Source organism: Streptomyces sp. NPDC032198 (assembly GCF_040636975.1).
Taxonomy (GTDB): Bacteria; Actinomycetota; Actinomycetes; order Streptomycetales; family Streptomycetaceae; genus Streptomyces.
The window spans coordinates 518,666-542,965 of sequence record NZ_JBEZVL010000002.1; the positions used below are offsets into that span (position 1 = coordinate 518,666).

Consider the following 24,300-nt stretch of genomic DNA (forward strand, 5'->3'; position numbering starts at 1 on the left):
CGGCGGCTTGTCGACGGGGGCTTCGTGAGGCGGGCCGCTGTGATCTGGATGTTCTGAACGTACGGGAATTTCACGGGGGTTGAGATGTGGGGACAGCTGTGTGCACGGGCGTCGCGACGCAAGGCGCGTGCGGTGCGAGGGGACGCGGGGATGGTCACTTCGGAGTACGCGATGGGGCTCATCGCGGCGGTGGGGTTCGCCGGACTGCTCTACAAGGTGGTGACGAGCGGGCAGGTCAGGGCGGCTCTGCAGGCGGTCGTGGAGAAGGCTCTCGATGTCCAGTTCTGAGGGGGTGGTGCGGGGCGGTCGGGGCCCTCGCGAGGACCGAGGGTTCGTGACGGCCGAGGCGGCCGTGGTGCTGCCCACGCTTGTGCTGTTCACGATGGCACTGGTCTGGGCGTTGCTCACCGCGTCCGCGCAGATCCAGTGCGTGGACGCGGCACGGGCGGGGGCGCGTGCGATGGCCCGGCAGGACCCCGAGAGCGCGGCGGTGGCGGCGGCTCGGCAGGCGGCGCCGCGTGGTGCGGCGGTGGCCGTGCGGCGTGACGGTGACCTGGTGCGGGTGGAGGTCGTGGCCGACTCGCCGGGGCCTGAAGCGCTGGGGATCGGGCTGCGGCTGCGGTCGGAGGCGGTGGCGTTGGCCGAGGAGACGGTGGGGGTGGGCGCGTGAGGGGGCGGGCTGCGGGGGCTGCTTCGGACCGGGGGGCCGCCACGGTGTGGGTCGTCGTCGTGATGGCCGTGCTGTGCGTGGTCTGTGGCGCGGTCCTCGCGATGAGCCAGGTGATCGTCGCCCGCCATCGGGCGGGCGGCGCGGCCGACTTGGCGGCGCTGGCGGCTGCGGACCACTGGATGGAGGGCCGCTCCGGGGCGTGTGCCAAGGCCGACCGGGTGGCCGAGGCGCAGGGCACGCGCCTCGTGCGGTGTGCGGTGCACGGAGATATCTCGGACGTCACCGCGTCGATGGCCTTCGGCCCGTTCGTGACGGAGGTCAGATCCCGGGCAGGCCCGGCGGGACCGGCCGCTCCGGCTCCGCACACGAGCACGAGCACGGACACGGACGGGGACACGAATGCGGAGGCGGCGGCTGTGGCGCACGCCGGGTGGCAGCCGGCCGTGTGGTCGGCGCGAGCTACCGGAAGGGCGCCAGACACCCTCGTGGGGCTTGCGGGGCGGAGGCTTCGGGTGGGCGCAGGGTCCGCTGCCTTCCGGTCGGCAGGTGCGAGCCCTGCCGCCGTCGACAGCGGCCCCTCACGGGGCCGGCGCGTCCTTGAGGAGGGTGGTGAGGAGGCGGATCGCGCCGCGTTTGTGCAGGGGGTCGTTGCCGTTGCCGCACTTCGGGGACTGGATGCAGGAGGGGCAGCCGGCCTCGCACTCGCAGGAGGCGATGGCCTGGCGGGTGGCGGTCAGCCACTCGCGGGCCGTGTGGAAGGCCCGTTCGGCGAAGCCCGCGCCGCCGGGGTGGCCGTCGTACACGAAGACGGTCGGCAGGAGCGTGTCCGGGTGCAGCGGCACGGAGACACCGCCGATGTCCCACCGGTCGCAGGTCGCGAAGAGCGGGAGCATGCCGATGGAGGCGTGCTCGGCGGCGTGCAGGGCGCCGCCGAGGATCTCCGGGTTGACTCGCGCGTCGTCCAGCTGGTCCTCGATGACCGTCCACCAGACCGCGCGGGTGCGCAGGGTGCGGGGCGGCAGGTCCAGCTTGGTCTCGCCGAGGACCTCGCCGGTGATCAGCTTGCGGCGCAGGAAGGACACGACCTGGTTGGTGACCTCGACGGAGCCGTAGCAGAGGCGGCCGGAGCCCCAGGGGATCTCGGTGTCCGTCTCCAGGATGGAGATGGCCGTGGTGTCGCGGGCGGTCGTGGAGTAGGGCGGCCTGGCCTCCTCGACCAGGGCCACCGAATCCTCCAGGTCCAGACGGCGCACCAGATAGGTGAGGCCCTGGTGGAGGTGGACCGCGCCCTCGTGGACGGCGGTGTGCGCCGCGGACGCGTCGACGGTGCCGAGCAGCCTGCCCGTGCCCTCCTCGACGATCTGGACGGGCTTCCCGCCCTCGCCCCGGATGTCGGTGAGGTCGGCGGCCCGCTCCCTGCGGGTCCAGTGCCAGGCCTTCGTGCGGCGGCGCAGCAGCTTCGCGGCCTCCAGCTGGGGGATCAGCTCCTCGGTGGCAGGACCGAAGAGCGTCAAGTCGCCGTCCGTGAGCGGGAGTTCCGCGGCGGCCGCGCAGAGGTGGGGCGCGAGGACGTACGGATTGTCGGGGTCGAGGACCGTCGATTCCACCGGCTGCTGGAACAGCGCCTCGGGGTGGTGGACGAGATACGTGTCCAGCGGGTCGTCGCGGGCGACGAGGACGGCAAGCGCGCCCTGCCCGGAGCGTCCGGCACGGCCCGCCTGCTGCCAGAGCGAGGCGCGGGTCCCCGGATAGCCCGAGATGATCACGGCGTCGAGACCGGAGACGTCCACGCCGAGTTCGAGGGCGGTGGTGGCCGCGAGGCCGAGGAGTTCCCCGGAGTGCAGGGCACGCTCCAGGGCGCGGCGTTCCTCGGGGAGATATCCGCCCCGGTAGGCGGCCACGCGGCGGGCGAGGGAGCGGTCGACCTCGGCGAGGCGTTCCTGGGCGATCACCGAGATCAGCTCGGCGCCGCGCCGGGACCGTACGAAGGCGACCGTGCGGACGCCCTGGATGGTCAGGTCGGTCAGCAGGTCCGCCGTCTCGGCGGTGGCGGTGCGGCGGACGGGGGCGCCCTTCTCGCCGTGGAGATCGGTGAGCGGGGGTTCCCAGAGGGCGAAGACGAGGTCGCCGCGGGGTGAGGCGTCGTCGGCGACCTCCTTCACGGGAAGTCCGGTGAGGCGTTCCGCGGCGATGGCCGGCTCGGCGGAGGTGGCGGAGGCGAGGAGGAAGACGGGGTCGGAGCCGTAGCGGGCGCAGAGGCGGCGCAGCCGACGCAGGACCTGGGCGACGTGGGAGCCGAAGACGCCGCGGTAGGTGTGGCACTCGTCGATGACGACATAGCGCAGGGCGCGCAGGAAGGAGGACCAGCGGGGGTGGGAGGGGAGTATCCCGCGGTGCAGCATGTCGGGGTTGGTCAGGACGTAGTTGGCGTACTGACGTACCCATTCGCGTTCTTCGACCGGGGTGTCGCCGTCGTACACGGCGGGGCGGATCGCGTTGCCGAGGGGCGCCGCGAGCTCGCGCACGGCCCGGCGCTGGTCGGCGGCCAGAGCCTTGGTCGGGGCGAGGTAGAGGGCGGTCGTGCCGCGTCCGTTGGGGGCCTCCGAGCCGTCCAGGAGGGCCGAGAGCACGGGCGTGAGATACGCCAGCGACTTCCCCGAGGCCGTTCCAGTGGCGACGATGACCGACTCGCCGTCCAGGGCGTACTCGGCGGCGAGTGCCTGGTGGGCCCAGGGGTGCTCGATCCCGGCCGACTGGACCGCGGCGACGACCTCCGAACGAATGCGATCAGGCCAGACTGCATATCGGGCCGCGCGCGGGGGCAAGTGCTCCGTATGAGTGACGCGCGAAGCACGGCTCGGTCCCGCGGTGAGCCGGTCCAGGACCGTCCGTGGAGACGTGCGTACCGGGGCGCCCGTGGAGGGTCCTTCCGGGGGAGAAAAGTTGGCCATCGGCACCGAGTGTGTCACTGGCGGGATGGACAATGGTCCCAAGGCGTCGTGCACGCCTGCCTGTAAGTGATTGAATGCCATCGCGGCTGGCGATCCGTCCTGGGGGCTCTGCCGAGGTGTCCCGAGGGATGACCGCTCGATAGCAAGGTGCTGGAGGATCCGTGGACCTGTCCCTGTCGACCCGTACCGTCGGCGATCGTACGGTCGTCGAGGTCGGTGGCGAAATCGATGTTTATACCGCGCCCAAGTTGCGCGAACAGTTGGTCGAGTTGGTGAACGACGGCAGTTTCCATCTGGTCGTCGACATGGAGGGCGTGGACTTCCTCGACTCCACCGGGCTCGGCGTACTGGTCGGCGGCCTGAAGCGGGTGCGTGCCCATGAGGGCTCGCTGCGCCTGGTCTGCAACCAGGAACGCATTTTGAAGATCTTCCGCATCACCGGCCTGACCAAGGTGTTCCCCATTCACACCTCGGTCGAGGAAGCGGTCGCGGCCACCGACTGAGAGCCGGAAGTCCCGGGTTGGCTGCTTGCGCGGCCCGGGGGTGGCAGAACAGCAGGGGACCGGGCCCTCGGCCCGGCCCCCTGACAGCACGCGTGTATGTCCGAGGGGGATGCATGGCCACCGTTGAACTCCGATTCAGCGCGCTGCCCGAGCACGTCCGGACCGCTCGGCTCGTGGCGGCAGCGGTCGCGCGCAGGGCCGGAGTGGACGAGGCCGTTCTGGACGAGGTCAGACTCGCTGTCGGCGAGGCCTGCACACGTGCCGTCGGGCTGCACCAGAGCAACGGCGTCTCGGCGCCGGTGCGGGTCGCCCTGATCGAGGACGAGAAGCAGTTCTCCATCGAGGTCGGCGACGAGGTTCCCCACACGACAGCCGGCGACCGGGCTCCCGGCTCTGGGGCCGGTCCGGCCGACGATCTGGACGCCGAGGGCGAGGACGAGATGGGTCTCGCCGTCATCAGCGGGCTCGTGGACGACGTCGAGGTCACTTCCGGCGAGGGCGGCGGTCTCATCCGGATGACGTGGCCGACGACCCCGGTGCCACTCGTCTGAGCTTCGGCTCCACGGCCACTGAGCTTCGGCTCCACGCGCCACACCGAGATCCGCCACGCCGAGATCCGCCACGCCGGGATCCGGCCACACCGAGATCCCGGAACACCGAGAGATCCCGCCACACCAAGGTCTTGCTCCCGACCCGGGAGCAGGGCCTTTTTTCATTTGTGGATCATTTTTGGATCATTGCCCCGGTCAATTGCCCAGGGACTGCCGGTCGCCGTCAACGGTTTTGGGGCATTACCGCTTTCGGGGTCAATCTGTGGTCGCGATCATTTGCTGGGAAGCAATCTTGCGCCAATTCCGTTTGCGGCACTCTGTTTTGATCAGGTTCCGCTCCCTACAATCCGTCCACATCTTGAGCTCAGCCCACGCGCCAAGGAGGACGAATGGCGGGGCTTTCTACCCCTCATCAGTTTGACCAGCCCACAACCCTCGCAGCCGCAGTACTGACCGACGACAACCGCCTCATCGTGATGGTCATCGCGGCCGTCGCGGTGGCGGCTCTCGTGGTCGCCTGGGTACTCGTACGCCAGGTACTCGCGGCCGACGAGGGCACCGACAGCATGAAGAAGATCGCGAAGGCGATCCAGGAGGGCGCCAATGCCTACCTGGGCAGGCAGTTGCGCACGCTCGGTGTTTTCGCCGTCGTGGTGTTCTTCCTGCTCATGCTGCTGCCCGCAGACGACTGGAATCAGCGTGCCGGCCGATCGATCTTCTTCTTGATCGGTGCGGTTTTCTCGGCGACCACCGGCTATATCGGCATGTGGCTCGCCGTACGCAGCAATGTTCGTGTGGCGGCAGCCGCACGAGAGGCCACGCCTGCGGAAGGTGAACCCGAAAAGGATCTCACCGCCGTTTCGCACAAGGCCATGAAGATCGCTTTCCGCACGGGCGGCGTTGTCGGCATGTTCACGGTGGGGCTCGGTCTTCTGGGCGCCTCCTGTGTGGTGCTGGTCTACGCGGCCGACGCGCCGAAGGTCCTCGAAGGTTTCGGCCTCGGGGCGGCGCTGATCGCGATGTTCATGCGTGTGGGCGGCGGCATCTTCACCAAGGCCGCCGACGTCGGCGCCGACCTGGTCGGCAAGGTCGAGCAGGGCATTCCGGAGGACGACCCGAGGAATGCCGCGACCATCGCCGACAACGTGGGCGACAACGTCGGCGACTGCGCGGGTATGGCCGCCGACCTCTTCGAGTCCTACGCGGTGACACTGGTCGCCGCGCTGATCCTCGGCAAGGTCGCGTTCGGCGACTCCGGACTCGCCTTCCCGCTGATCGTTCCGGCGATCGGCGTCGTGACGGCGATGATCGGGATCTTCGCGGTGGCGCCACGGCGCTCCGACCGCAGCGGCATGACCGCCATCAACCGCGGGTTCTTCATCTCCGCGGTCATCTCCCTGGTGCTCGTGGCGGTGGCGGTCTTCGTCTACCTGCCGTCGTCGTACGCCGACCTGGACGGCGTCACGGACCCGGCGATCGCCGGTCATGACGGAGACCCGCGGGTTCTCGCGGTCGTCGCCGTCGCGATCGGCATCGTCATGGCCGCACTGATCCAACAGCTCACCGGCTACTTCACCGAGACGAACCGGCGCCCTGTGAAGGACATCGGCAAGACCTCGCTCACCGGCCCGGCCACCGTCGTCCTGGCCGGCATCTCGCTCGGCCTCGAATCGGCCGTCTACACCGCGCTCCTGATCGGGCTCGGTGTGTACGGGGCGTTCCTGCTCGGCGGTACGTCGATCATGCTCGCCCTGTTCGCGGTGGCGCTCGCCGGAACCGGCCTGCTCACCACGGTCGGCGTGATCGTCGCCATGGACACCTTCGGTCCGGTCTCCGACAACGCGCAGGGCATCGCCGAGATGTCCGGTGACGTCGAGGGCGCCGGCGCGCAGGTGCTCACCGACCTGGACGCCGTCGGCAACACCACCAAGGCCATCACCAAGGGCATCGCCATCGCCACGGCCGTCCTCGCGGCCTCGGCGCTCTTCGGCTCGTACCGCGACGCCATCGCGGGTGCGGCCAAGGACGTCGGCGAGAAAATGGGCGACGGCGCTCCGATGAACCTGGTCATGGACATCTCGCAGCCCAACAACCTGGTCGGCCTGATCCTGGGCGCCGCGGTCGTCTTCCTCTTCTCGGGGCTTGCGATCAACGCGGTGTCGAGGTCGGCCGGAGCGGTGGTCTACGAGGTGCGGCGGCAGTTCCGCGAGCACCCCGGAATCATGGATTACACCGAGGAGCCCGAGTACGGGCGTGTCGTCGACATCTGCACCAAGGACGCGCTGCGCGAGCTGGCCACGCCAGGTCTGCTCGCCGTGCTCACGCCGATCGCGGTCGGCTTCTCGCTCGGCGTCGGCGCGCTCGGCTCGTTCCTGGCGGGTGCGATCGGCACCGGCACGCTGATGGCGGTCTTCCTCGCCAACTCGGGCGGCGCCTGGGACAACGCGAAGAAGCTCGTCGAGGACGGTCATCACGGCGGCAAGGGCAGTGAGGCCCACGCCGCGGTGGTCATCGGCGACACCGTCGGCGACCCGTTCAAGGACACCGCGGGTCCCGCGATCAACCCCCTGCTGAAGGTGATGAACCTGGTGGCGCTGCTCATCGCGCCGGCGGTCGTCCAGTTCAGCTACGGGGACGACGCGAGCGCCGGGATCCGGGCACTGATCGCGGTGCTCGCGATCCTGGTCATCATCGGCGCGGTGTACGTCTCCAAGAGGCGAGGCATCGCCGTGGGCGACGAGGAAGAAGGTGGTGCGGAGCGGGTAAGTAATTCACCCGACCCGGCCGTGGTTTCGTAACGCCGGGTCAGACTCTGCCCAACACAAGGGCGGGCGGCGCGTTTTGACGCGGCGTCCGCCCTTCGTGTGCCCCTTCGTGTGCCCCTTCGTGTGCCCCGTCGTGCAGCGGGCCGTGTGACCGATGAGCCGTCTGGTGAGGCTTCTCTCGCGCTCTCCGCTTGGTGCAAATGGCTTCAATAGGGGCGGTACCGGACCCCCGGCATGCGGTTGTAGCCCAGTTGGCGTGTAAGTTCCGGGGCCGAGAGCCATGGAAGGGACCAATCCGGTGAACAAGAAGCTTGCAGCCGCACTGTCCGGCGGTGCGGTACTGGTACTGGCGCTGTCGGGCTGCAGCGATGACGGCAACGAGAAGCTGGACTCCTGGGCCAAGGACGTCTGTGACTCGGTTCAGCCGCAGTCGAAGAAGATCGCTTCCGCCAATTCCGCGATCCAGAAGGAGACCTCGGACAACAGCTCGCCGGAGGACGTCCAGAAGACCGACTCCAAGGCGTTCCAGGACATGTCCGACGCCTACAAGGCGATGGGTGCCGCGGTGAAGGACGCGGGCGCCCCGCCGGTCGACGGCGGTCAGAAGAAGACCGACGACGCGGTCAAGGAACTGAACGCCATCTCCAAGTCGTACGGCGACCTGAAGAAGAAGGTCGACGGCCTGGACACCAAGAACCAGGCGGACTTCGCGGACGGCCTCAAGAGCGTCGCGGGAGAACTGGACAAGCTGAGCAAGAGCGGCAACGAGGCGCTGGAGAAGCTCCAGGAGGGCGAGGTGGGCAAGGCGATGAGCAAGCAGGACAGCTGCAAGTCCGCCAGCGCCACGCCTTCGGCCGCGTAGGGGTCGCACGGAGTCGCACCCTTCTTCGACCTGTTGCCCCGGAGCCTGGGGGAGACCCCGGCGCCGGGGCAGCCGTGTATCCGGCTGCATCCGGTGGCATCCGGCTGCGCCCGGCAGTGGCGGACTCGGCGTGGAGAGGCGGATGCGGGTCACAATGAGGGGGTGAGTATTGCTAGCGCCCCCCTGCCCTCGTCCGATCGTGCCGACGTCTTTGCCCAGTTGCGGGAAGCCCTGCTGGCGGCCGACTTCACCGCTGACGGCCTGCTCGAACTGCTCGGGGCGCCCGCCTACACGGCGCTCGCGCGCAGCGAGACCGTGCCCGCGCTGCGGGCCACCCGTGGCGAAGGGCCGCTGGAAACGCTCGTACGGCTCTTCCTGCTGCAGCGTTCCGTGTCGCACGCGCGCGTGGCGGCCGTTCTGCCCGTCGGCCCGCTCCTGGAGAGCGGTTGGCTGTCCGCGGCGGACGGTGAGGGCGCGCTGAAGGCGACGGTGGACGTGCGGCCCTACGGCGGGCCGAGCGGTGAAGACTGGTTCATCGTCTCCGACCTGGGGTGCGCGGTCGGTGGCGCCGGAGGCACCGGCAGCCATGACGAAGGGGTCGTACTCGGTGTCGGCGGGGCGTCGACGACGCTCGCCGGGCTCACGGTGCGAACGCCGGTGGACAGCGCTCTCGACCTCGGCACCGGCTCCGGCATCCAGGCGTTGCACGCAGCGCAACACGCGACCCGGGTGACGGCGACCGACCTCAACCCCCGCGCGCTGCACATCACGCGGCTCACCCTGGCCCTGTCCGGCGCTCCGGAGGCGGACCTGCGGGAGGGCTCCCTCTTCGAACCCGTGGGCGAGGAGACGTACGACCTGATCGTGTCCAATCCTCCCTTCGTGATCTCTCCCGGTGCGCGGCTCACCTACCGCGACGGCGGCATGGGCGGGGACGATCTGTGCCGGTCGCTCGTTCAGCAGGCGGGGGAGCGGTTGAACGAGGGGGGGTACGCGCACTTCCTCGCCAACTGGCAGCACGTGGAGGGCGAGGAGTGGACCGAGCGGCTCCGTTCCTGGGTGCCGCGCGGGTGCGACGCGTGGATCGTGCAGCGCGAGGTGCAGGACGTCACGCAGTACGCCGAGCTGTGGCTGCGGGACGCCGGGGACCACCGGTCGGACCCGGAGGAGTACGCGGCGCGGTACGACGCCTGGCTGGACGAGTTCGAGGCCCGCAAGACGCGCGCGATCGGGTTCGGGTGGATCACGTTGCGCAAGTCCGGGACAGAGACAGGCGCTGCCGAGCCGTCGGTGACCGTGGAGGAGTGGCCGCACCCCGTCGAGCAGCCGCTGGGCGAGACGGTGCGGGGATTCTTCGCGCGCCAGGACTTCCTGCGGACGCACGACGACGCCGCGCTGCTCGCAGGGCACTTCAAGCTCGCGGCCGAGGTCGTGCAGGAGCAGGTCGGGCTGCCCGGCGCCGAGGACCCCGAGCACGTCGTGCTGCGCCAGCACCGCGGGATGCGGCGGGCCACCAAGGTGGACACGGTGGGCGCGGGCTTCGCCGGTGTGTGCGACGGGACGCTGAGCGCGGGGCGGATCCTCGACGCGATCGCCCAACTGGTCGGCGAGGACCCCGTATTGCTGCGGGACCGCACGCCGTCGCAGATCCGGCTCCTCGTCGAGCAGGGCTTCCTGGAGCCGGTCGGCGCGTAAGGGCGGCCGCTCGCACGCCGGGCCGTTGGCGGTACGCGTACGCCGTGTCTCGTACGTTTCGGGGACATCGGTCGCCCGTTGTGGGTGGGATGGATGGACGTCCGCGCCCGTGGGACGTACATCGAGAAGGTGGACTGTGAACCGGCTCCGCGGCGACAGGATCCGGCCGAGTCGGCCGGGCGGCGGGCCGGGCATTCGGGCCGGGCGCCCTCCGTTCACCCGGGGTTCGCGCCCCGGCTTCCCGGGCGTGCGAGTTTCCCAAGCCGGGAACTCAGTACGGGGAGGCAATGCCATGGAGAGCGGACCAGCGATCTTCGCGGGAACGGTATTCGCGCTGTTCGGAGCGGGACTGCTGCTGTGGACCGGGGCACGCGTGGCGCACCGCGCGCCCGTCGCCCAGGGTGTGAGCCCTGTCGCATCGGCGACGCTCGCCGCGGTCGCCGGATCGGGCGCACTGGTGCTCGGAGTGTGGTGTTTCACTCGGCTCTGACCGGAAGGGGCCGGTGGCCGCGGGGCGCGTACGGGCCGTAGGCCCGGCGTCGGCGCCGCGCCGGTCGTGAACCCGGTGGTGAAACGGCAGGTCGCCACTCCGGGCGGCAGGAATGGCGGTAGTCGGGTTACCGTTCGAGTGGCCGTTGCGGGCTTTTCCCGTTTGACACGGGGGCGGGATGTACCGTCACACTCCGCAGCGTCAGCGCAACGCAAGCGCACCGAGCGAGGCCACACAGCAGGGCCACGAGGCCACGCGGCGCGGCCACCGAGCACCGACCGGAGAGAAGAGCGAAGTTGTCCCCGACCAGCGAGACCGCAAAGGGCGGCCGCCGACTCGTCATCGTCGAGTCGCCTGCCAAGGCGAAGACGATCAAGGGTTACCTCGGCCCCGGCTACGTAGTCGAGGCGAGCGTCGGGCACATCCGCGACCTCCCGAACGGGGCTGCGGAGGTCCCGGACAAGTACACCGGCGAGGTGCGCCGGCTCGGCGTGGACGTCGAGAACGACTTCGAGCCCATCTATGTCGTCAACGCCGACAAGAAGGCACAGGTCAAGAAGCTCAAGGACCTGCTGAAGGACTCCGACGAACTCTTCCTCGCCACCGATGAGGACCGCGAGGGCGAAGCCATCGCGTGGCACCTCCTCGAGGTCCTGAAGCCCAAGGTCCCGGTCAAGCGCATGGTGTTCCACGAGATCACCAAGGCCGCGATCCAGGGCGCCGTCGCCAACCCGCGCGAGCTCAACAAGCGCATGGTCGACGCCCAGGAGACCCGCCGCATCCTCGACCGTCTCTACGGCTACGAGGTCTCGCCGGTCCTGTGGAAAAAGGTCATGCCGCGGCTGTCGGCGGGCCGTGTCCAGTCCGTGGCGACCCGCCTCGTCGTCGAGCGTGAGCGCGAGCGCATCGCCTTCCGCTCCGCCGAGTACTGGGACCTGACGGGCACCTTCGGCACCGGCCGCACCGGTGACGCGTCCGACCCCTCGCAGTTGATCGCGCGCCTCACCACGGTCGACGGCAAGCGCATCGCCCAGGGCCGCGACTTCAACTCGGTCGGGCAGCTCAAGTCCGACACGCTCCACCTGGACGAGGCGAACGCCCGTTCGCTCGCCGCCGCTCTGGAGAACACCCGGTTCGCGGTCCGCTCCGTCGAGTCCAAGCCCTACCGCCGCTCTCCGTACGCGCCGTTCCGTACGACGACGCTGCAGCAGGAGGCCAGCCGCAAGCTCGGCTTCGGCGCGAAGGCCACGATGCAGGTGGCGCAGAAGCTGTACGAGAACGGCTTCATCACCTACATGCGTACGGACTCCACGACGCTGTCCGACACGGCGGTCACCGCCGCCCGCGCGCAGGTCACGCAGCTGTACGGCAGCGACTACCTGCCGGACAAGCCCCGTACGTACGCCGGGAAGGTCAAGAACGCGCAGGAGGCGCACGAGGCGATCCGCCCTTCGGGTGATCGTTTCCGCACGCCCGCCGAGACCGGCCTGACGGGCGACCAGTTCCGTCTCTACGAACTGATCTGGAAGCGGACCGTCGCCTCTCAGATGAAGGACGCGGTCGGAAACTCCGTCACGGTGAAGATCGGCGGCACGGCCGCCGACGGCCGCGACGCCGAGTTCAACGCGTCCGGCAAGACCATCACCTTCCACGGCTTCATGAAGGCCTACGTAGAGGGCGCGGACGACCCGAACGCCGAGCTCGACGACCGCGAGCGCAGGCTCCCGCAGGTCAGCGAGGGCGACGCGCTGTCCGCCGACGAGATCTCGGTCGACGGCCACGCGACGAAGCCGCCGGCCCGCTACACCGAGGCCTCGCTGGTCAAGGAGCTCGAAGAGCGCGAGATCGGCCGCCCGTCGACCTACGCGTCGATCATCGGCACGATCCTCGACCGCGGCTACGTCTTCAAGAAGGGCACGGCCCTGGTGCCGTCCTTCTTGTCCTTCGCCGTGGTCAACCTCCTGGAGAAGCACTTCGGGCGGCTCGTCGACTACGACTTCACCGCACGCATGGAGGACGACCTCGACCGCATCGCGCGGGGCGAGGCGCAGGCCGTGCCGTGGCTGAGGCGCTTCTACTTCGGCGAGGGCGACGACGCGGGCGCCGCCTCCAGCGCGGGCAACGGCGACGGCGACCACCTCGGTGGCCTCAAGGAACTGGTGACCGACCTGGGCGCGATCGACGCCCGGGAGATCTCCTCCTTCCCCGTCGGCGACGGCATCCTGCTCCGGGTCGGCCGCTACGGCCCGTACGTCGAGCGGGGCGAGAAGGACGCGGAGGGCCACCAGCGCGCCGACGTGCCCGACGACCTGCCGCCGGACGAGCTGACCGTCGAGTACGCCGAGGAACTGCTCGCCAAGCCGAGCGGTGACTTCGCGCTCGGCACCGACCCCACGTCGGGCCACGAGATCATCGCCAGGGACGGCCGTTACGGCCCCTACGTCACCGAGGTGCTCCCCGAGGGCACCCCGAAGACGGGCAAGAAGGCGGTCAAGCCGCGCACGGCCTCGCTCTTCAAGTCCATGTCGCTCGACACGGTGACGCTCGCGGACGCCCTGAAGCTGATGTCCCTGCCGCGTGTGGTCGGGACGGACGCCGAGGGCGTCGAGATCACCGCGCAGAACGGCCGGTACGGCCCGTATCTGAAGAAGGGCACCGACTCGCGCTCCCTGGAGACCGAGGACCAGCTCTTCAACATCACCCTCGAAGAGGCCCTGGCGATCTACGCCCAGCCCAAGCAGCGCGGGCGGGCCGCGGCCAAGCCGCCGCTGAAGGAGCTCGGCGAGGACCCGGTCAGCAAGAAGCCGGTCGTCGTCAAGGACGGCCGCTTCGGGGCGTACGTCACGGACGGCGAGACGAACGCCACGCTGCGGGCCGCCGACAGCGTCGAGGACATCACCCCCGAGCGGGGCTTCGAACTGCTCGAGGAGAAGCGGGCGAAGGGTCCGGCCAAGAAGACCGCCAAGAAGGCGGCGAAGAAGGCCCCGGCCAAGAAGACCGCCGCCAAGAAGACGGCTGCCAAGAAGACGACGGCCGCCAAGAAGACGACGGCAGCGAAGAAGACCACGACGAAGACGGCCGCCGCCAAGAAGACCGCGGCTTCGGCCGCCAAGGCTTCCGACACCGAGTAGCCGGCCGTCCGCGTCGTTTTGTCCGGCGCTGTGCATGTGTGAACCGAAGGGGCGTCCGTTTGTTCGGGCGCCCCTTCGGAGTGTCGCACCGTCCAGATAGGCTGGACGGATGACGCGTGCCGAGCAGCCAACGGTCGGAAACCCGGCCCCCGACGACGCCCTGGTCGCAGATTCCCGAGAGCGCGCTGTCCGCGCCTTGCTGCGCGTGCCGCAACTGAAGCGGCTCTGGAGCGCCCAACTGGTCGGCGGTGTCGGCGATGCCCTCGCCCTCCTTGTGCTGGTGGTGCTCGCGCTGCAAGCGGCCATCGCCGAGGGGGCGTTCGGGGGCGGCTACCGAGGGGTCGCGTTCGCGATCACCGCTGTCTTCGGGGCCCGTGTTCTCGCGACGCTGCTCTTCGGGGCGGTGCTTCTGGGGCCGCTGAGCTCGATCACGTCACCGGACGGGCCGCTGGACCGGCGCTGGACGATGGTCGTGGCCGACGGGCTGCGGGTCGGGCTCCTGATCGTCGCGCCGCTCTGGATCGACTGGACCCCGGACAACGCGCTCGCGATGCTCCTCGTCACCGCCTTCGTGATCGGCGTCGCCGAACGCTTCTGGACGGTCTGCCGCGAGAGCGCGGCGCCCGCGCTGCTGCCCGCGCCGCCGCTGGAGGGCGCGACGGTGCGGCCGCTGCCGGACCACATGGACGCACTGCGGCGCCTGTCGCTGCGTACGGGCTTCGTGGCGCTGCCCATCGCGGCCGCCGCGCTCGTCGCCATCACCCTGGTCGGCAACCTCCTCGGTGCCGGGCTCGACTGGTTCGAGGGGCACCAAGCGGGGCTCGGCTCGTTCGTCGCCGCGGGCCTCTTCGCGGCCTCGCTGTCGATCGTCTACTTCCTCGAACTTCCCGCCACGCAGACGCCACGCGCGCGTAGCCCCCTCGAAGGGCTGCGCAGGCCGCGCACCGGCAGCGGCACCGACAAGGGCCGCACCGGCGCGATCCCGCTGCTCGTCGCCGCCTGCGCCGCGATCGCCGGGGCCGTCGCGGCCTCCGTCGCGGTCGCCGTGCTGCACGCCAAGGACCTGGACGGCGGGCCCGTCACGTACGGCCTGATCGTCCTCGCGCTGACCGGCGGCACCGTCGTCGGCATCCGCACCTCGCCATCCCTGCTGCCCTCGCTCTCGCGCCGTCGCCTGCTCGCGCTCGCGATCGCCCTCACCGGCGTCGCGCTGCTCGCCGCGGGCCTCGTGCCCGACCTGACGACCGTGCTGCTGCTCCTGGCGCTCGCCGGGGTGGCCGCGGGCATCGCCGCGCACACCGGGCACGCGCTGCTCGACCAGGAGGTCGAGGACCACCGCAGGGCGCGCACGACGGAACACCTCCAGGCGGTCGTACGGCTCTTCGTCGCGCTCGGCGCGCTCATCGCCCCCGTCGTCGCCGCGGCCATCGGCCCGCACCGCTTCGTCAACGGCAAGTTCGTGTTCGACCACGGAGGCGCCGCCTTCACACTGATGCTGGTGGGCGCACTGCTCCTGCCGGTGGCCGCGCTGGTCCTCGCCAAGATCGACGACCGGCAGGGTGTGCCGCTGCGGCACGACCTGCGGGACGCGCTGCGCGGCGGCGACGACCCCGCCCAGGGGATCGCGGCCACGGGCTTCTTCATCGCCCTGGAGGGCGGCGACGGAGCGGGCAAGTCCACGCAGGCCGAGGCGCTCGCCGAGTGGATCCGGGCCAAGGGCCACGAAGTCGTCGTGACGCGCGAGCCGGGTGCCACGCCGGTCGGCAAGCGGCTGCGGTCGATCCTGCTCGACGTGTCGTCGGCCGGGCTCTCGCACCGCGCCGAGGCACTTCTGTACGCGGCCGACCGCGCCGAGCACGTCGACACGGTCGTACGTCCCGCCCTCGAGCGGGGCGCGGTCGTCATCTCCGACCGCTACATCGACTCGTCTGTGGCCTACCAAGGCGCCGGACGCGATCTGTCCCCGACCGAGATCGCCCGTATCTCGCGCTGGGCGACGGCAGGGCTCGTACCGCATCTGACGGTGCTGCTCGACGTGGCGCCGGAGGCCGCCCGCGAGCGGTTCACGGAAGCCCCCGACCGTCTTGAGTCGGAGCCCGCCGAGTTCCACGCGCGCGTGCGGGCCGGTTTCCTGACGCTCGCCGCTGCCGACCCGGGGCGCTATCTGGTGATCGACGCCGCACAGGAGCCGGAGGCGGTCACGACCGTCGCCCGGCACCGGCTCGACCTGATGCTGCCGCTCTCCGAGGCCGAGGTGAAGGCCCAGGAAGAGGCCCGCAAGGCAGCCGAGGAAGAGGCGCGCCGCAAGGCAGAGGAAGAAGCCGCGCGCAAGGCCGAGGAGGAGCGGGTCGAGCGCGAGCGCCAGGAGCAGCTCGCCAAGCTCCGTGCCGAGGAGGAGGAGCGCAAGCGCCGCGAGCTGGAGGAGGCGCAGCGCCGCGAGGCCGAGCGCCAGGCCGAGGAGGCCAGGCAGCGCGCCGAGGACGCCAAGCGCAGGGCCGAGGAGGAGCAGGCACGCCTGCTCGCCGAGGAGAAGGTGCGGGCGGCCGAGGAGGAGCGGCGCCGCCGCGAGGCGGAGGAAGAGGCGCGGCTCCGGGCCGAGGCCGAGGAGCGACGCCTGGAGAAGCAGCGCAAGGCCGAGGCGGCGCTGCTGCGGGCCGAGGAGGCGCGGCGGCTGGCTGCTGCTTCCGCGGCTGCGGCTGCTGCTGCTTCGACGGCTTCGCGGGCGGTCGCGTCGACTCCGGTTGCGAAGCCGGCTCCTGCACAGGCTCCGGCTCCGGCTCCGTCCGCGTCCCCTGCGGACGCTGTATCGGACGCCCCTTCGGACGCCCCTTCGGACGCCGTTCCGGACAACGAGACGACGGTGCCCACGCCCGTCGTGAAGCCCGGGGCGTCCGCGCCGGGTGCGGCCGACGAGACGGCGGTACTCCCGTCGGTCCGGGACACGTCCGGCTCGGACGAGACCGAGGTGCTGCCGCAGCCGCCCGTGCCGGGGGCTGCCGACGAGACGGCCGTGCTGCCTTCCGTACGGGATGACAGGGTGCCGCCGGGGTACTTCCGCGACGAGCGGCCGGCGCCCGCACCGGACGGTGGGAACGACCGGACCCGTGAGCTGCCCCAGGTCGACGAGAACGGGGAGCCCAAGCAGCGGCCCCGCTCGGACTGGGCGGAGGAGACTCCGCTGGACGATCTGCCCTCCCTGGCGGACGAGTTGCTGGGGGAGCGGGACGAGGACGAGGACGGCCGGGGGCGGCGGGGGCGTCGGAACGGGCGCTGAGCCCTTCGCCGGAGGCCAGCCCTTCGCCGGAGGCTGCTGAGCGGTGCTGTGTGCCGCCGTACGTTGCGTGCAGGCCGCCGTACGTCGCTGTACGGCGGCGGACGGCGGCCTGCGTTGTCAGTGGCGTGCTCCACAATGAATGCGACAGCGCGAGGTGCGGTGCGTGCGGCGCGTGGCGTGTGGTGCGCGATGCGCGGCGGGCGACGCGTGCAGGTGCGATCAGGTGCGGGAGCAGGGCGGAGGCGGTGACCGATGACCGTATGGGATGACCTGGTGGGCCAGGAGCGGGTGAGCGAGCAGCTCGGTGCCGCTGCCCGGGACGCCGACACGCTGGTCACCGCCGTGGCCGAGGGCACCCCCCGGCCCGAGGCGTCCAAGATGACGCACGCCTGGCTGTTCACCGGACCGCCCGGCTCCGGGAGGTCCACCGCCGCCCGCGCCTTCGCCGCCGCGCTCCAGTGCACCAGCCCGGACCGCGCGCTGGGCGGCGCCCCCGGCTGCGGCTTCTGCGACGGGTGCCACACGAGCCTGGTCGGCACGCACGCGGACGTCGAAGTGGTCCGTACGGACCTGCTGTCCATCGGCGTCAAGGAGACCCGCGAGCTGGTCAGGCGGGCCCAGATGTCGCCCGCGGGCGGCCGCTGGCAGGCCATCGTCCTGGAGGACGCGGACCGCCTCACCGAGGGCGCGGGCAACGTCCTGCTGAAGGCCGTGGAAGAGCCCGCCCCCCGCACCGTATGGCTGCTCTGCGCGCCCTCGCTCGAGGACGTGCTGCCCACCATCCGCTCCCGCTGCCGCCACCTGACGCTGCGTACGCCTCCGGTGGACGCCGTCGCGGACGTGCTCATCCGGCGTGACGGCATCGAACCGGACGTCGCCGCCGCCGCCGCGCGCGCCACCCAGGGACACATCGGCCGTGCCCGCCGCCTCGCGACCGACCCGCGGGCGCGCGAGCGCCGTGCCGCCGTCCTCAAGTTGCCCATGCGGGTGGAGGACATCGGCGGCTGCCTCAAGGCCGCGCAGGAGCTGATCGACACGGCAGGCGACGACGCGAAGCAGGTCGCCGAGGAGGTCGACGTCAAGGAGACGGACGACCTGAAGGCGGCGCTCGGCGCGGAGAAGGGCGGCCGGATGCCGCGCGGCACGGCGGGCATCATGAAGGACCTGGAGGACCGCCAGAAGCGCCGCAAGACCCGCACCCAGCGCGACAGCCTCGACCTCGCGCTCATCGAGCTGACCGGCGTCTACCGCGATGTGCTCACCCTGCAGCTGGGCTCGCGCGTGGCACTGGCCAACACGGAGGTGCTCGACATGCTGGAGCGCCTGGCGCGCGGGACCTCGCCCGAGTCGACACTGCGCCGCATCGAGGCGATCGGCGCCTGCCGCACGGCACTGGACCGCAATGTGGCGCCGCTGCTCGCGGTGGAGGCGATGACGGTGGCGCTGCGGGCGGGTTAGCGGCTCAGGGAGGGCTTCGGTGAGGCCGGAGGGACGGGTTGACGGAGTCACCCATACGAGCACCTTGCGTAGCTGATCCAACGCATGGCGTTACGCTCGCGTGATGCGCATCAGAGGACTCCGCACCCCCGTGACCGTGTTCCTGGCGGCCGGACTGCTCATCTCCGGCTGCTCGGCCGGGAGCTCGACGGTGGACGCGTCCATGGCCGCGCTGCCCCGCGCCACCCCGCAGGAGCTGACTCCGTACTACGGACAGAAGCTGAACTGGCGCGAGTGCGGCGTCCCCGGCTTCGAGTGCTCCACGATGAAGGCGCCGCTGGACTACGCGAAGCCGGACGGCCCGGAGATCAAGCTCGCCGTCTCCCGGAAGAAGGCCACGGGGCCCGGCAAGCGCCTGGGCTCGCTCCTGGTCAACCCGGGCGGACCCGGCGGCTCGGCGATCGGCTACCTCCAGTCGTACGCGGCCCTCGGTTACCCCGAAGAGGTCCGCGCGCAGTACGACATGGTGGCGGTCGACCCGCGCGGCGTGGCCCGCAGCGAGCCCGTCACCTGCCTCGACGGCAAGCAGATGGACGCGTACACGCAGACGGACATCACGCCGGACGACCAGCGCGAGACCACCGAACTGTCGGACTCCTTCAAGAAGTTCGCGGCGGGCTGCGAAAAACGGTCCGGCGAAGTGCTGCCCCACGTCTCCACGGTCGAGGCGGCCCGCGACATGGACATCCTGCGCGCGGCCCTTGGCGACGAGAAGCTGAGCTACGTGGGCGCTTCGTACGGCACGTTCCTGGGAGCGACGTACGCCGGGCTCTACCCCGACCGCGTCGGGCGCCTCGTCCTGGACGGCGCGATGGACCCGTCGCTGCCGGCGCGCCGCATGAACCGTGACCAGACGGCGGGCTTCGAGACGGCGTTCCAGTCGTTCGCGAAGGACTGCGCGAGCCAGTCGGACTGCCCCCTGGGCACGGAGGGCGAGGCGGACGCGGGCAAGCGCCTCAAGTCCTTCTTCGACGACCTGGACCGCACGCCGATCCCGGCGGGCGACTCCGACGGCCGCAAGCTCGGCGAGGCGCTCGCCACGACGGGCGTGATCGCCGCGATGTACGACGAGGGGGCCTGGCCCCAACTGCGCACGGCGCTGTCCGCCGCGATGAAGAACAAGGACGGCGCGGGCCTCCTCTCGCTCTCCGACAGCTACTACGAGCGGGAGGGCGACGGGTCGTACGCGAACCTCATGTTCGCCAACGCCGCCGTGAACTGCCTGGACCTGCCCCCGGCCTTCGACACGGCGGCCGACGTGAAGAAGTCGCTCCCGGACTTCGAGAAGGCCTCCCCGGTCTTCGGCGAGGGCCTGGCCTGGGCGTCGCTGAACTGCGCGTACTGGCCGGTGAAGGCGACGGGCGAGCCGCACCGCATCGAGGCGGACGGCGCGGCCCCGATCGTCGTGGTCGGCACCACGCGCGACCCGGCGACCCCCTACCGCTGGGCGGAGGCCCTGGCCGACCAGCTCTCCTCCGGCAAGCTGCTGACGTACGAGGGCGACGGCCACACGGCGTACGGCCGCGGCAGCAAGTGCGTGGACTCGGCGATCAACGCATACCTGCTGAAGGGCAAGGCCCCGAACGACGGAAAGCGCTGCTCGCAGGGGTGAAACGGGCCCAGCGGGCCGCCCTACCGGGGGTGTGCGGAGCACCCCCGGAAACTGTGTAGACTTGGCGTCGCTGCTGATCGCACCATAGGTGCGGGACGCGTGCGCCGCCTTAGCTCAGATGGCCAGAGCAACGCACTCGTAATGCGTAGGTCTCGGGTTCGAATCCCGAAGGCGGCTCTGTGGAAGCCCCAGGACTCACTCGCCGTGACCTGGGGCTTTTGCTTTTTCTCGGGGCTTGGGGCTTGGGGGCTCAGCGGGCGTAGGGGCCGAGGCCGATCAGGCAGTAGACGTACTCGTTGATCGTCGAGCCGTTGAGGGTGTAGCGGTAGGAGAAGGCGTACTGCGTCTTGGGGTTGTTGTCGCAGCGGCTCATGTCCGATGTGAGGGGGATCGTCTCGATCACCTCGTAGTGGGCGTCCGATGCCGAGCAGGACACCTCGTCGACGTTGCTGACCTCCTGTGCCGTCTCGGAGTCCGGCAGCGTGCCGTTGAGGCAGGTCCCTGAGGTGAAGGGGGTGGGGGCCTCGCTTGTGGGGGTGGCGGCGGGGGCGGCCGTATCGGCTCCGGTGCCGGAGTCGTAGGGGTCGTTTGTGTACGGGGTGCTGGTTGAGGGGGTGTACGTGTATGCGCTCTGGCTCGTTGTGGAGGTCGGGGTGGCGCTGTCGGTGCTGTCGTCGTTTCCCTGGGTCATCAGCAGGATGACGATCACTACGGCGCCGATCGCGCCGAGCGATGCGAGGCAGCCGCGGGCTGTGGAGCCGGGTGTGGGGGCAGGTCGTGGGGTCGGCGGTACTGGCCGTATGGGTTCAGGCACGGGGTCAGTATCGGGCAGAGGGCCGTTCGAGTGGAGTGTTTTTCTAGAAGTTAGTTCTAGAAGCAGATGCTCTAGGCTGGGTGCACCATGAGCCCCAAGCAGCAACGCGGCGAAGAGACCGCCGACCGTCTCCTGGATGCCGCGCTCCAGGTGTACGCCGCCTCCGGCGACCAGGGCGTCACCGTCGGCGCGCTCACCAAGACCAGCGGTGTCAGCCTTGGGAGTCTGTACCACCATTTCGGTAGCGTCGACGGCCTCATGAGTGCCCTGCTACAGCGCTGGCTCGGGCGTCTTCTTGCCGAGCTCGCCGCTTCCGTGGAGCGTTCCCGTACGGCTCGGACCGGAATCCGCGCCCTCGTGCGGGCCTATCTGAAGTTCATCGAGGAGAACCCGGACGCCTCCCGGCTCCTCCACTCGTCGTACGCCGACCGGCTCGGGATGGCCCAGGCACGGCAGCTCCGTGATGCTCAGGAAGCCCGGCTGTCCCCGCTGAGCGGCTGGATGCAGCAGCACGTCGACTCGGGTGAAGTCGCCCCGATCCCGATGCCGTTGATCGAGGGGCTGGTCCTTGGGCCCGTCGTCGCCACCGCGCGCCGCTGGCTCGCCGGCTTCGCCGACGTCGACCTTGATCAGGCCGCGCGTGTCCTGCCGGAGAGGATCTGGGCGTCGATTGTTCCCTGAGCCGTCTCTCCCACGGAGATCAGCGGTTCAGGTACGCCAGGACCGCCAGGACTCTGCGGTTGTCCGTGTCCGATGGAGGCAGGCCCAGCTTCGGGAAGATATTGCTGATGTGCTTGGCGACCGCCTTCTCCGAGATGAACAGCGCTTCCGCCGTTCCCGCGTTCGACCGGCCCTGGGCCAGGCATTCCAGGACCTCGCGTTCGCGCGGGGTGAGGCGGGTCATGGGGTCCGCCTGGTCGTGGGTCTTGCGGATGAGCAGCTTCGAGATCACCTCGGGGTCCATCGCCGTGCCGCCGGCGGCCACGCGTTCGATGGTGCGGATGAAGGCGGCGCCGTTGGAGACCCGTTCCTTGAGGATGTAGCCGATGCCCGTCGAGCCCGTGGCCAGCAACTCCTTTGCGTAGAGCGGTTCCACGTACTGCGAGAGCAGGAGGATGGGGAGGGTGGGGTTCCGGGCGCGGGCCGCCACGGCTGCGCGTAGGCCGTCGTCGGTGAAGTCCGGGGGGAGGCGTACGTCGACTATCGCTATGTCGGGGGACGCGGTCGGGGCGTTGGAGGGTGTGGTCAGGGCCGAGAGGAGCGCTGGGCCGTTGTCCACTGCCGCTGTCACCTCGTGGCCGAACGCCTGGAGCAGGCGGGTGATGCCGTCCCTCAGGAGGAAGTGGTCTTCTGCGAGGACAACACGCACGGCAGCTCCATCGTCACCATGGTCGGGCCGTTGAGCGGGCTGCTCACGGCGAGGATGCCGTCGAACGTGGCGAGGCGTCGTTCGATGCCGCGCAGGCCCGTGCCGGCGGAGATGTCCGCGCCGCCCCTGCCGTCGTCGGTGACCGTGACGCGGAGGGCGCCGTGTTGCTGTGGTGTCAGTGAAGTCTGCGGGGTCGGTGGGGCCTGCGAGGGCTGTGAGTGCTGTGAGTGCTGTGAAGTCTGCGGGGGGTGTGGGGGTTCCGAGATTTCGTAGCGGATGTCTATCCAGGCGCGGTCTGCCTGGGCGTGCTTGGCCGCGTTGGTCAGGATCTCCGAGACCGCGAAGTACGCCGCCGACTCCACCGCGGGTTCGAGGCGGCCCGGCAGGTCTGCCTCGACCTCGGTGCGCAGGTGGCAGGTCATCGCCAGTGAGCGTACGGCGTCGGGCAGTCCGCGGTCCGCGAGTACGGGCGGGTGGATTCCGCGGACCAGGTCGCGCAGCTCCTGCAGTGCCTTGGCCGAGGACTGGCGGGCTTCCTGGAGCAGGGCGCGGACCGCCTCTGGGTTCGACTCAAGGAGGTGTTCCGCTGCGTCCAGCGTCATGCCCATCGCCACCAGGCGGGCCTGGGCGCCGTCGTGCAGGTCGCGTTCGATGCGGCGGAGTTCGGCCTGCTGGGTGTCCACCGCCGCGGAGCGGGTGATGGTGAGGTGCTCGATGCGGGTGGCGAGCAGCTCGCTCTCGCTGGGGGCCAGCATCGCGCGGAGGTAGCGGGAGTGGTGGCGTACCACTCGGGGGGCCGCCCAGAGGGCCAGGGGGAACTGCGCGGCGGCGAGGATTCCCGCCAGAGTGGCGGTGAGGCCGTTCTGGACCGGGATGAAGAGGTACCAGACGTTGCCCCAACTGTCCGAGAGTCCGGGGCCGAAGAGTGCTGTGGTCATGCCCCAGCTGCCGCTGAGGATGAGGGCCGCGGGGATGAAGGCGATGGCTCCGCCTATGTAGGGGTCCAGATTTGCCCAACGCCATTCCCTGTACGTCTGGTTGTCCTTGGAGAGCAGGGCTGTGCGGAGGGATTTGGGTGTGGGTGTGGGTGTGGGGGTGGCGGTGTCCTGTTTTGGGTCGGGGTACGTCGTGGGGATCTCTGTGCCCGTCCACTTTTTTGCCAGGTCGCGTTGGCGGTCCGCCAGGTCGCGTACGGCTCGGGTCGCGCTCGGCAGCAGGGGGAGGGTGAGGCCGCTGCCGAGCAAGAGGTGTACGACGTGGAGCCAGAGGGACAGGGCCAGTGCGCGGATAGAGAGGGCCCAGAGGGTGAGGGAGTGTTTCAGGGATGCGAGGTGGCTGGAGGTGGAGGTGGAGGTGGAGGTGGGGGTGAAGGTCGAGGTGGGGGGCGAGTTGGGGGCCGGGGAGTGTGCCTGGTCTGTGCTGTCCATACGGGGATTATGGGTTGGGTGCCCCTGGGATGTCGGTGGTAAAAACTCCCCTCTTGAGGGCGGTTGTTGGGGCGTCGGGGTACGGCGGTCAGTGGCGTAGTGCCTTGCTGATCTCTGCCTTCGGGGTGCCGGAGAGGGAACGGTTGCTGCGGACTGTGCCGGACTTCGACTTGTCGGCGTCCACGTCGGTGATGTTGAGGACGGCCGTGTCCAGGAGGTTGCCGTCGCCGTCGCGGAAGGTGACGGAGATGGTGTAGTCCGCCTTCTTGTCCTTGGGGTTGGTGGCCGTGATCTTGGCCGTTGCCCGGTCGCCCTCGGTCTTGGTGGGGCCGTCGACCTTCACGTCGCCCTTCGCGTCCACTCCGTCCTTTACCTCGGCCATCTTGGAAGCGGCCGCTTCCGTCGCCGACGAGACTGCTTCGCCTGCCTTGGCCGTGGCGGAGGCGGCTCTGTCCTTGGCCTTGTCCACGTCGCTGTCCGAGCAGGCGGTGGTGGTGAGGGCGAGTAGGGCGGCTGTGGCTGTGGCGGTGGCGATGCGGGTTGCTGTGGTGGTGCGGGTCGCCTTGGGTGTGGGTGTGGGGGTGCGGGTGCGGGTGGTGGTGCGGGTGCGGTTCATGCGGACCACCTTCGGGGTGGTGGGCCCTGGGCGCGAGGTGGGGCGGCCGTATGGGGGGCCTTGCGGGGCCCTG

18 protein-coding genes, 1 tRNA gene and 1 pseudogene are annotated in these 24,300 nt (G+C 70.3%); 15 read left to right on the forward strand and 5 right to left on the reverse strand.

Annotation, left to right across the window (positions count from 1 at the left end; genetic code table 11):
• Nucleotides 1-84 precede the first annotated feature (84 nt).
• The 3 genes and pseudogenes from AB0E78_RS07545 to AB0E78_RS07555 form a co-directional block, all read left to right on the forward strand.
• Entirely contained in the window at nt 85-288 is a 204-nt protein-coding gene (locus AB0E78_RS07545) for a DUF4244 domain-containing protein (protein ID WP_361829298.1), read from the forward strand.
• Nucleotides 275-670, forward strand: coding sequence for a TadE family type IV pilus minor pilin (locus AB0E78_RS07550; protein WP_361829300.1), 396 nt, complete (start codon nt 275-277; stop codon nt 668-670). Before AB0E78_RS07545 ends, AB0E78_RS07550 begins: the two co-directional genes overlap by 14 nt.
• Nucleotides 667-996 (forward strand): annotated as a pseudogene (locus AB0E78_RS07555) (Rv3654c family TadE-like protein); the annotation flags it as partial. The gene AB0E78_RS07550 and the pseudogene AB0E78_RS07555, both read left to right, overlap by 4 nt.
• Nucleotides 997-1,248: 252 nt before the next feature.
• On the opposite strand, the gene AB0E78_RS07560 reads toward AB0E78_RS07555, so the two are convergent.
• Nucleotides 1,249-3,702 carry a DEAD/DEAH box helicase gene (locus AB0E78_RS07560; RefSeq protein WP_361829302.1) on the reverse strand — a complete coding sequence of 818 codons (2,454 nt, stop codon included), beginning with the start codon at nt 3,700-3,702 and terminating at the stop codon, nt 1,249-1,251.
• A gap of 80 nt (nt 3,703-3,782) precedes the next feature.
• On the opposite strand from AB0E78_RS07560, the gene bldG reads away from it, so the two are divergent.
• The 11 genes from bldG to AB0E78_RS07615 all read left to right on the forward strand — a co-directional run bounded on the left by bldG (nt 3,783) and on the right by AB0E78_RS07615 (nt 20,178).
• A complete protein-coding gene (gene bldG / locus AB0E78_RS07565; RefSeq protein WP_003975386.1) occupies nt 3,783-4,124 on the forward strand; it encodes an anti-sigma factor antagonist BldG in 342 nt (113 codons plus the stop codon).
• A gap of 113 nt (nt 4,125-4,237) precedes the next feature.
• Nucleotides 4,238-4,675 carry an ATP-binding protein gene (locus AB0E78_RS07570; protein WP_361829304.1) on the forward strand — a complete coding sequence of 146 codons (438 nt, stop codon included), beginning with the start codon at nt 4,238-4,240 and terminating at the stop codon, nt 4,673-4,675.
• A 389-nt stretch (nt 4,676-5,064) separates the two neighbouring features.
• Nucleotides 5,065-7,473 (forward strand): sodium-translocating pyrophosphatase, encoded by a 2,409-nt coding sequence (locus AB0E78_RS07575; RefSeq protein WP_361829306.1) that lies wholly within the window; start codon nt 5,065-5,067, stop codon nt 7,471-7,473.
• A gap of 247 nt (nt 7,474-7,720) precedes the next feature.
• Nucleotides 7,721-8,302 (forward strand): small secreted protein, encoded by a 582-nt coding sequence (locus tag AB0E78_RS07580; protein ID WP_361829308.1) that lies wholly within the window; start codon nt 7,721-7,723, stop codon nt 8,300-8,302.
• 162 nt (nt 8,303-8,464) lie between these two features.
• Nucleotides 8,465-9,997, forward strand: coding sequence for a class I SAM-dependent methyltransferase (locus AB0E78_RS07585; protein ID WP_361829309.1), 1,533 nt, complete (start codon nt 8,465-8,467; stop codon nt 9,995-9,997).
• Between the two features lie 292 nt (nt 9,998-10,289).
• The gene (locus AB0E78_RS07590) at nt 10,290-10,487 is read left to right on the forward strand and encodes a hypothetical protein (RefSeq protein WP_361829310.1); all 198 of its coding nucleotides are present in this window, start codon (nt 10,290-10,292) and stop codon (nt 10,485-10,487) included.
• Nucleotides 10,488-10,783: 296 nt separating this feature from the next.
• On the forward strand, nt 10,784-13,618 hold the full coding sequence (gene topA / locus AB0E78_RS07595) for a type I DNA topoisomerase (protein ID WP_361829311.1): 2,835 nt from the start codon (nt 10,784-10,786) through the stop codon (nt 13,616-13,618).
• Between the two features lie 109 nt (nt 13,619-13,727).
• Nucleotides 13,728-16,892 (forward strand): dTMP kinase, encoded by a 3,165-nt coding sequence (tmk, locus tag AB0E78_RS07600; RefSeq protein ID WP_361829312.1) that lies wholly within the window; start codon nt 13,728-13,730, stop codon nt 16,890-16,892.
• Nucleotides 16,893-17,144: 252 nt separating this feature from the next.
• Nucleotides 17,145-18,350 (forward strand): DNA polymerase III subunit delta', encoded by a 1,206-nt coding sequence (locus AB0E78_RS07605; protein WP_361829314.1) that lies wholly within the window; start codon nt 17,145-17,147, stop codon nt 18,348-18,350.
• A 103-nt stretch (nt 18,351-18,453) separates the two neighbouring features.
• Nucleotides 18,454-20,001 carry an alpha/beta hydrolase gene (locus AB0E78_RS07610; protein ID WP_361829315.1) on the forward strand — a complete coding sequence of 516 codons (1,548 nt, stop codon included), beginning with the start codon at nt 18,454-18,456 and terminating at the stop codon, nt 19,999-20,001.
• A gap of 103 nt (nt 20,002-20,104) precedes the next feature.
• Nucleotides 20,105-20,178: transfer RNA gene (locus tag AB0E78_RS07615), tRNA-Thr, on the forward strand.
• Nucleotides 20,179-20,251: 73 nt separating this feature from the next.
• On the opposite strand, the gene AB0E78_RS07620 is transcribed toward AB0E78_RS07615, so the two are convergent.
• Nucleotides 20,252-20,815 carry a hypothetical protein gene (locus tag AB0E78_RS07620; protein ID WP_361829317.1) on the reverse strand — a complete coding sequence of 188 codons (564 nt, stop codon included), beginning with the start codon at nt 20,813-20,815 and terminating at the stop codon, nt 20,252-20,254.
• Between the two features lie 87 nt (nt 20,816-20,902).
• Here AB0E78_RS07620 and AB0E78_RS07625 point away from each other — a divergent pair, with 87 nt between their 5' ends.
• A complete protein-coding gene (locus AB0E78_RS07625) occupies nt 20,903-21,496 on the forward strand; it encodes a TetR/AcrR family transcriptional regulator (RefSeq protein ID WP_361829318.1) in 594 nt (197 codons plus the stop codon).
• Between the two features lie 19 nt (nt 21,497-21,515).
• Here AB0E78_RS07625 and AB0E78_RS07630 read toward each other — a convergent pair whose 3' ends face one another.
• The 3 genes from AB0E78_RS07630 to AB0E78_RS07640 form a co-directional block, all read right to left on the reverse strand.
• Complete coding sequence (locus AB0E78_RS07630) at nt 21,516-22,184, reverse strand: response regulator transcription factor (protein WP_361829320.1); 669 nt, start codon at nt 22,182-22,184, stop codon at nt 21,516-21,518.
• Nucleotides 22,148-23,611 (reverse strand): histidine kinase, encoded by a 1,464-nt coding sequence (locus AB0E78_RS07635; RefSeq protein WP_361829322.1) that lies wholly within the window; start codon nt 23,609-23,611, stop codon nt 22,148-22,150. Before AB0E78_RS07635 ends, AB0E78_RS07630 begins: the two co-directional genes overlap by 37 nt.
• A gap of 88 nt (nt 23,612-23,699) precedes the next feature.
• Nucleotides 23,700-24,227 (reverse strand): hypothetical protein, encoded by a 528-nt coding sequence (locus tag AB0E78_RS07640; protein ID WP_361829324.1) that lies wholly within the window; start codon nt 24,225-24,227, stop codon nt 23,700-23,702.
• Nucleotides 24,228-24,300: the final 73 nt, after the last annotated feature.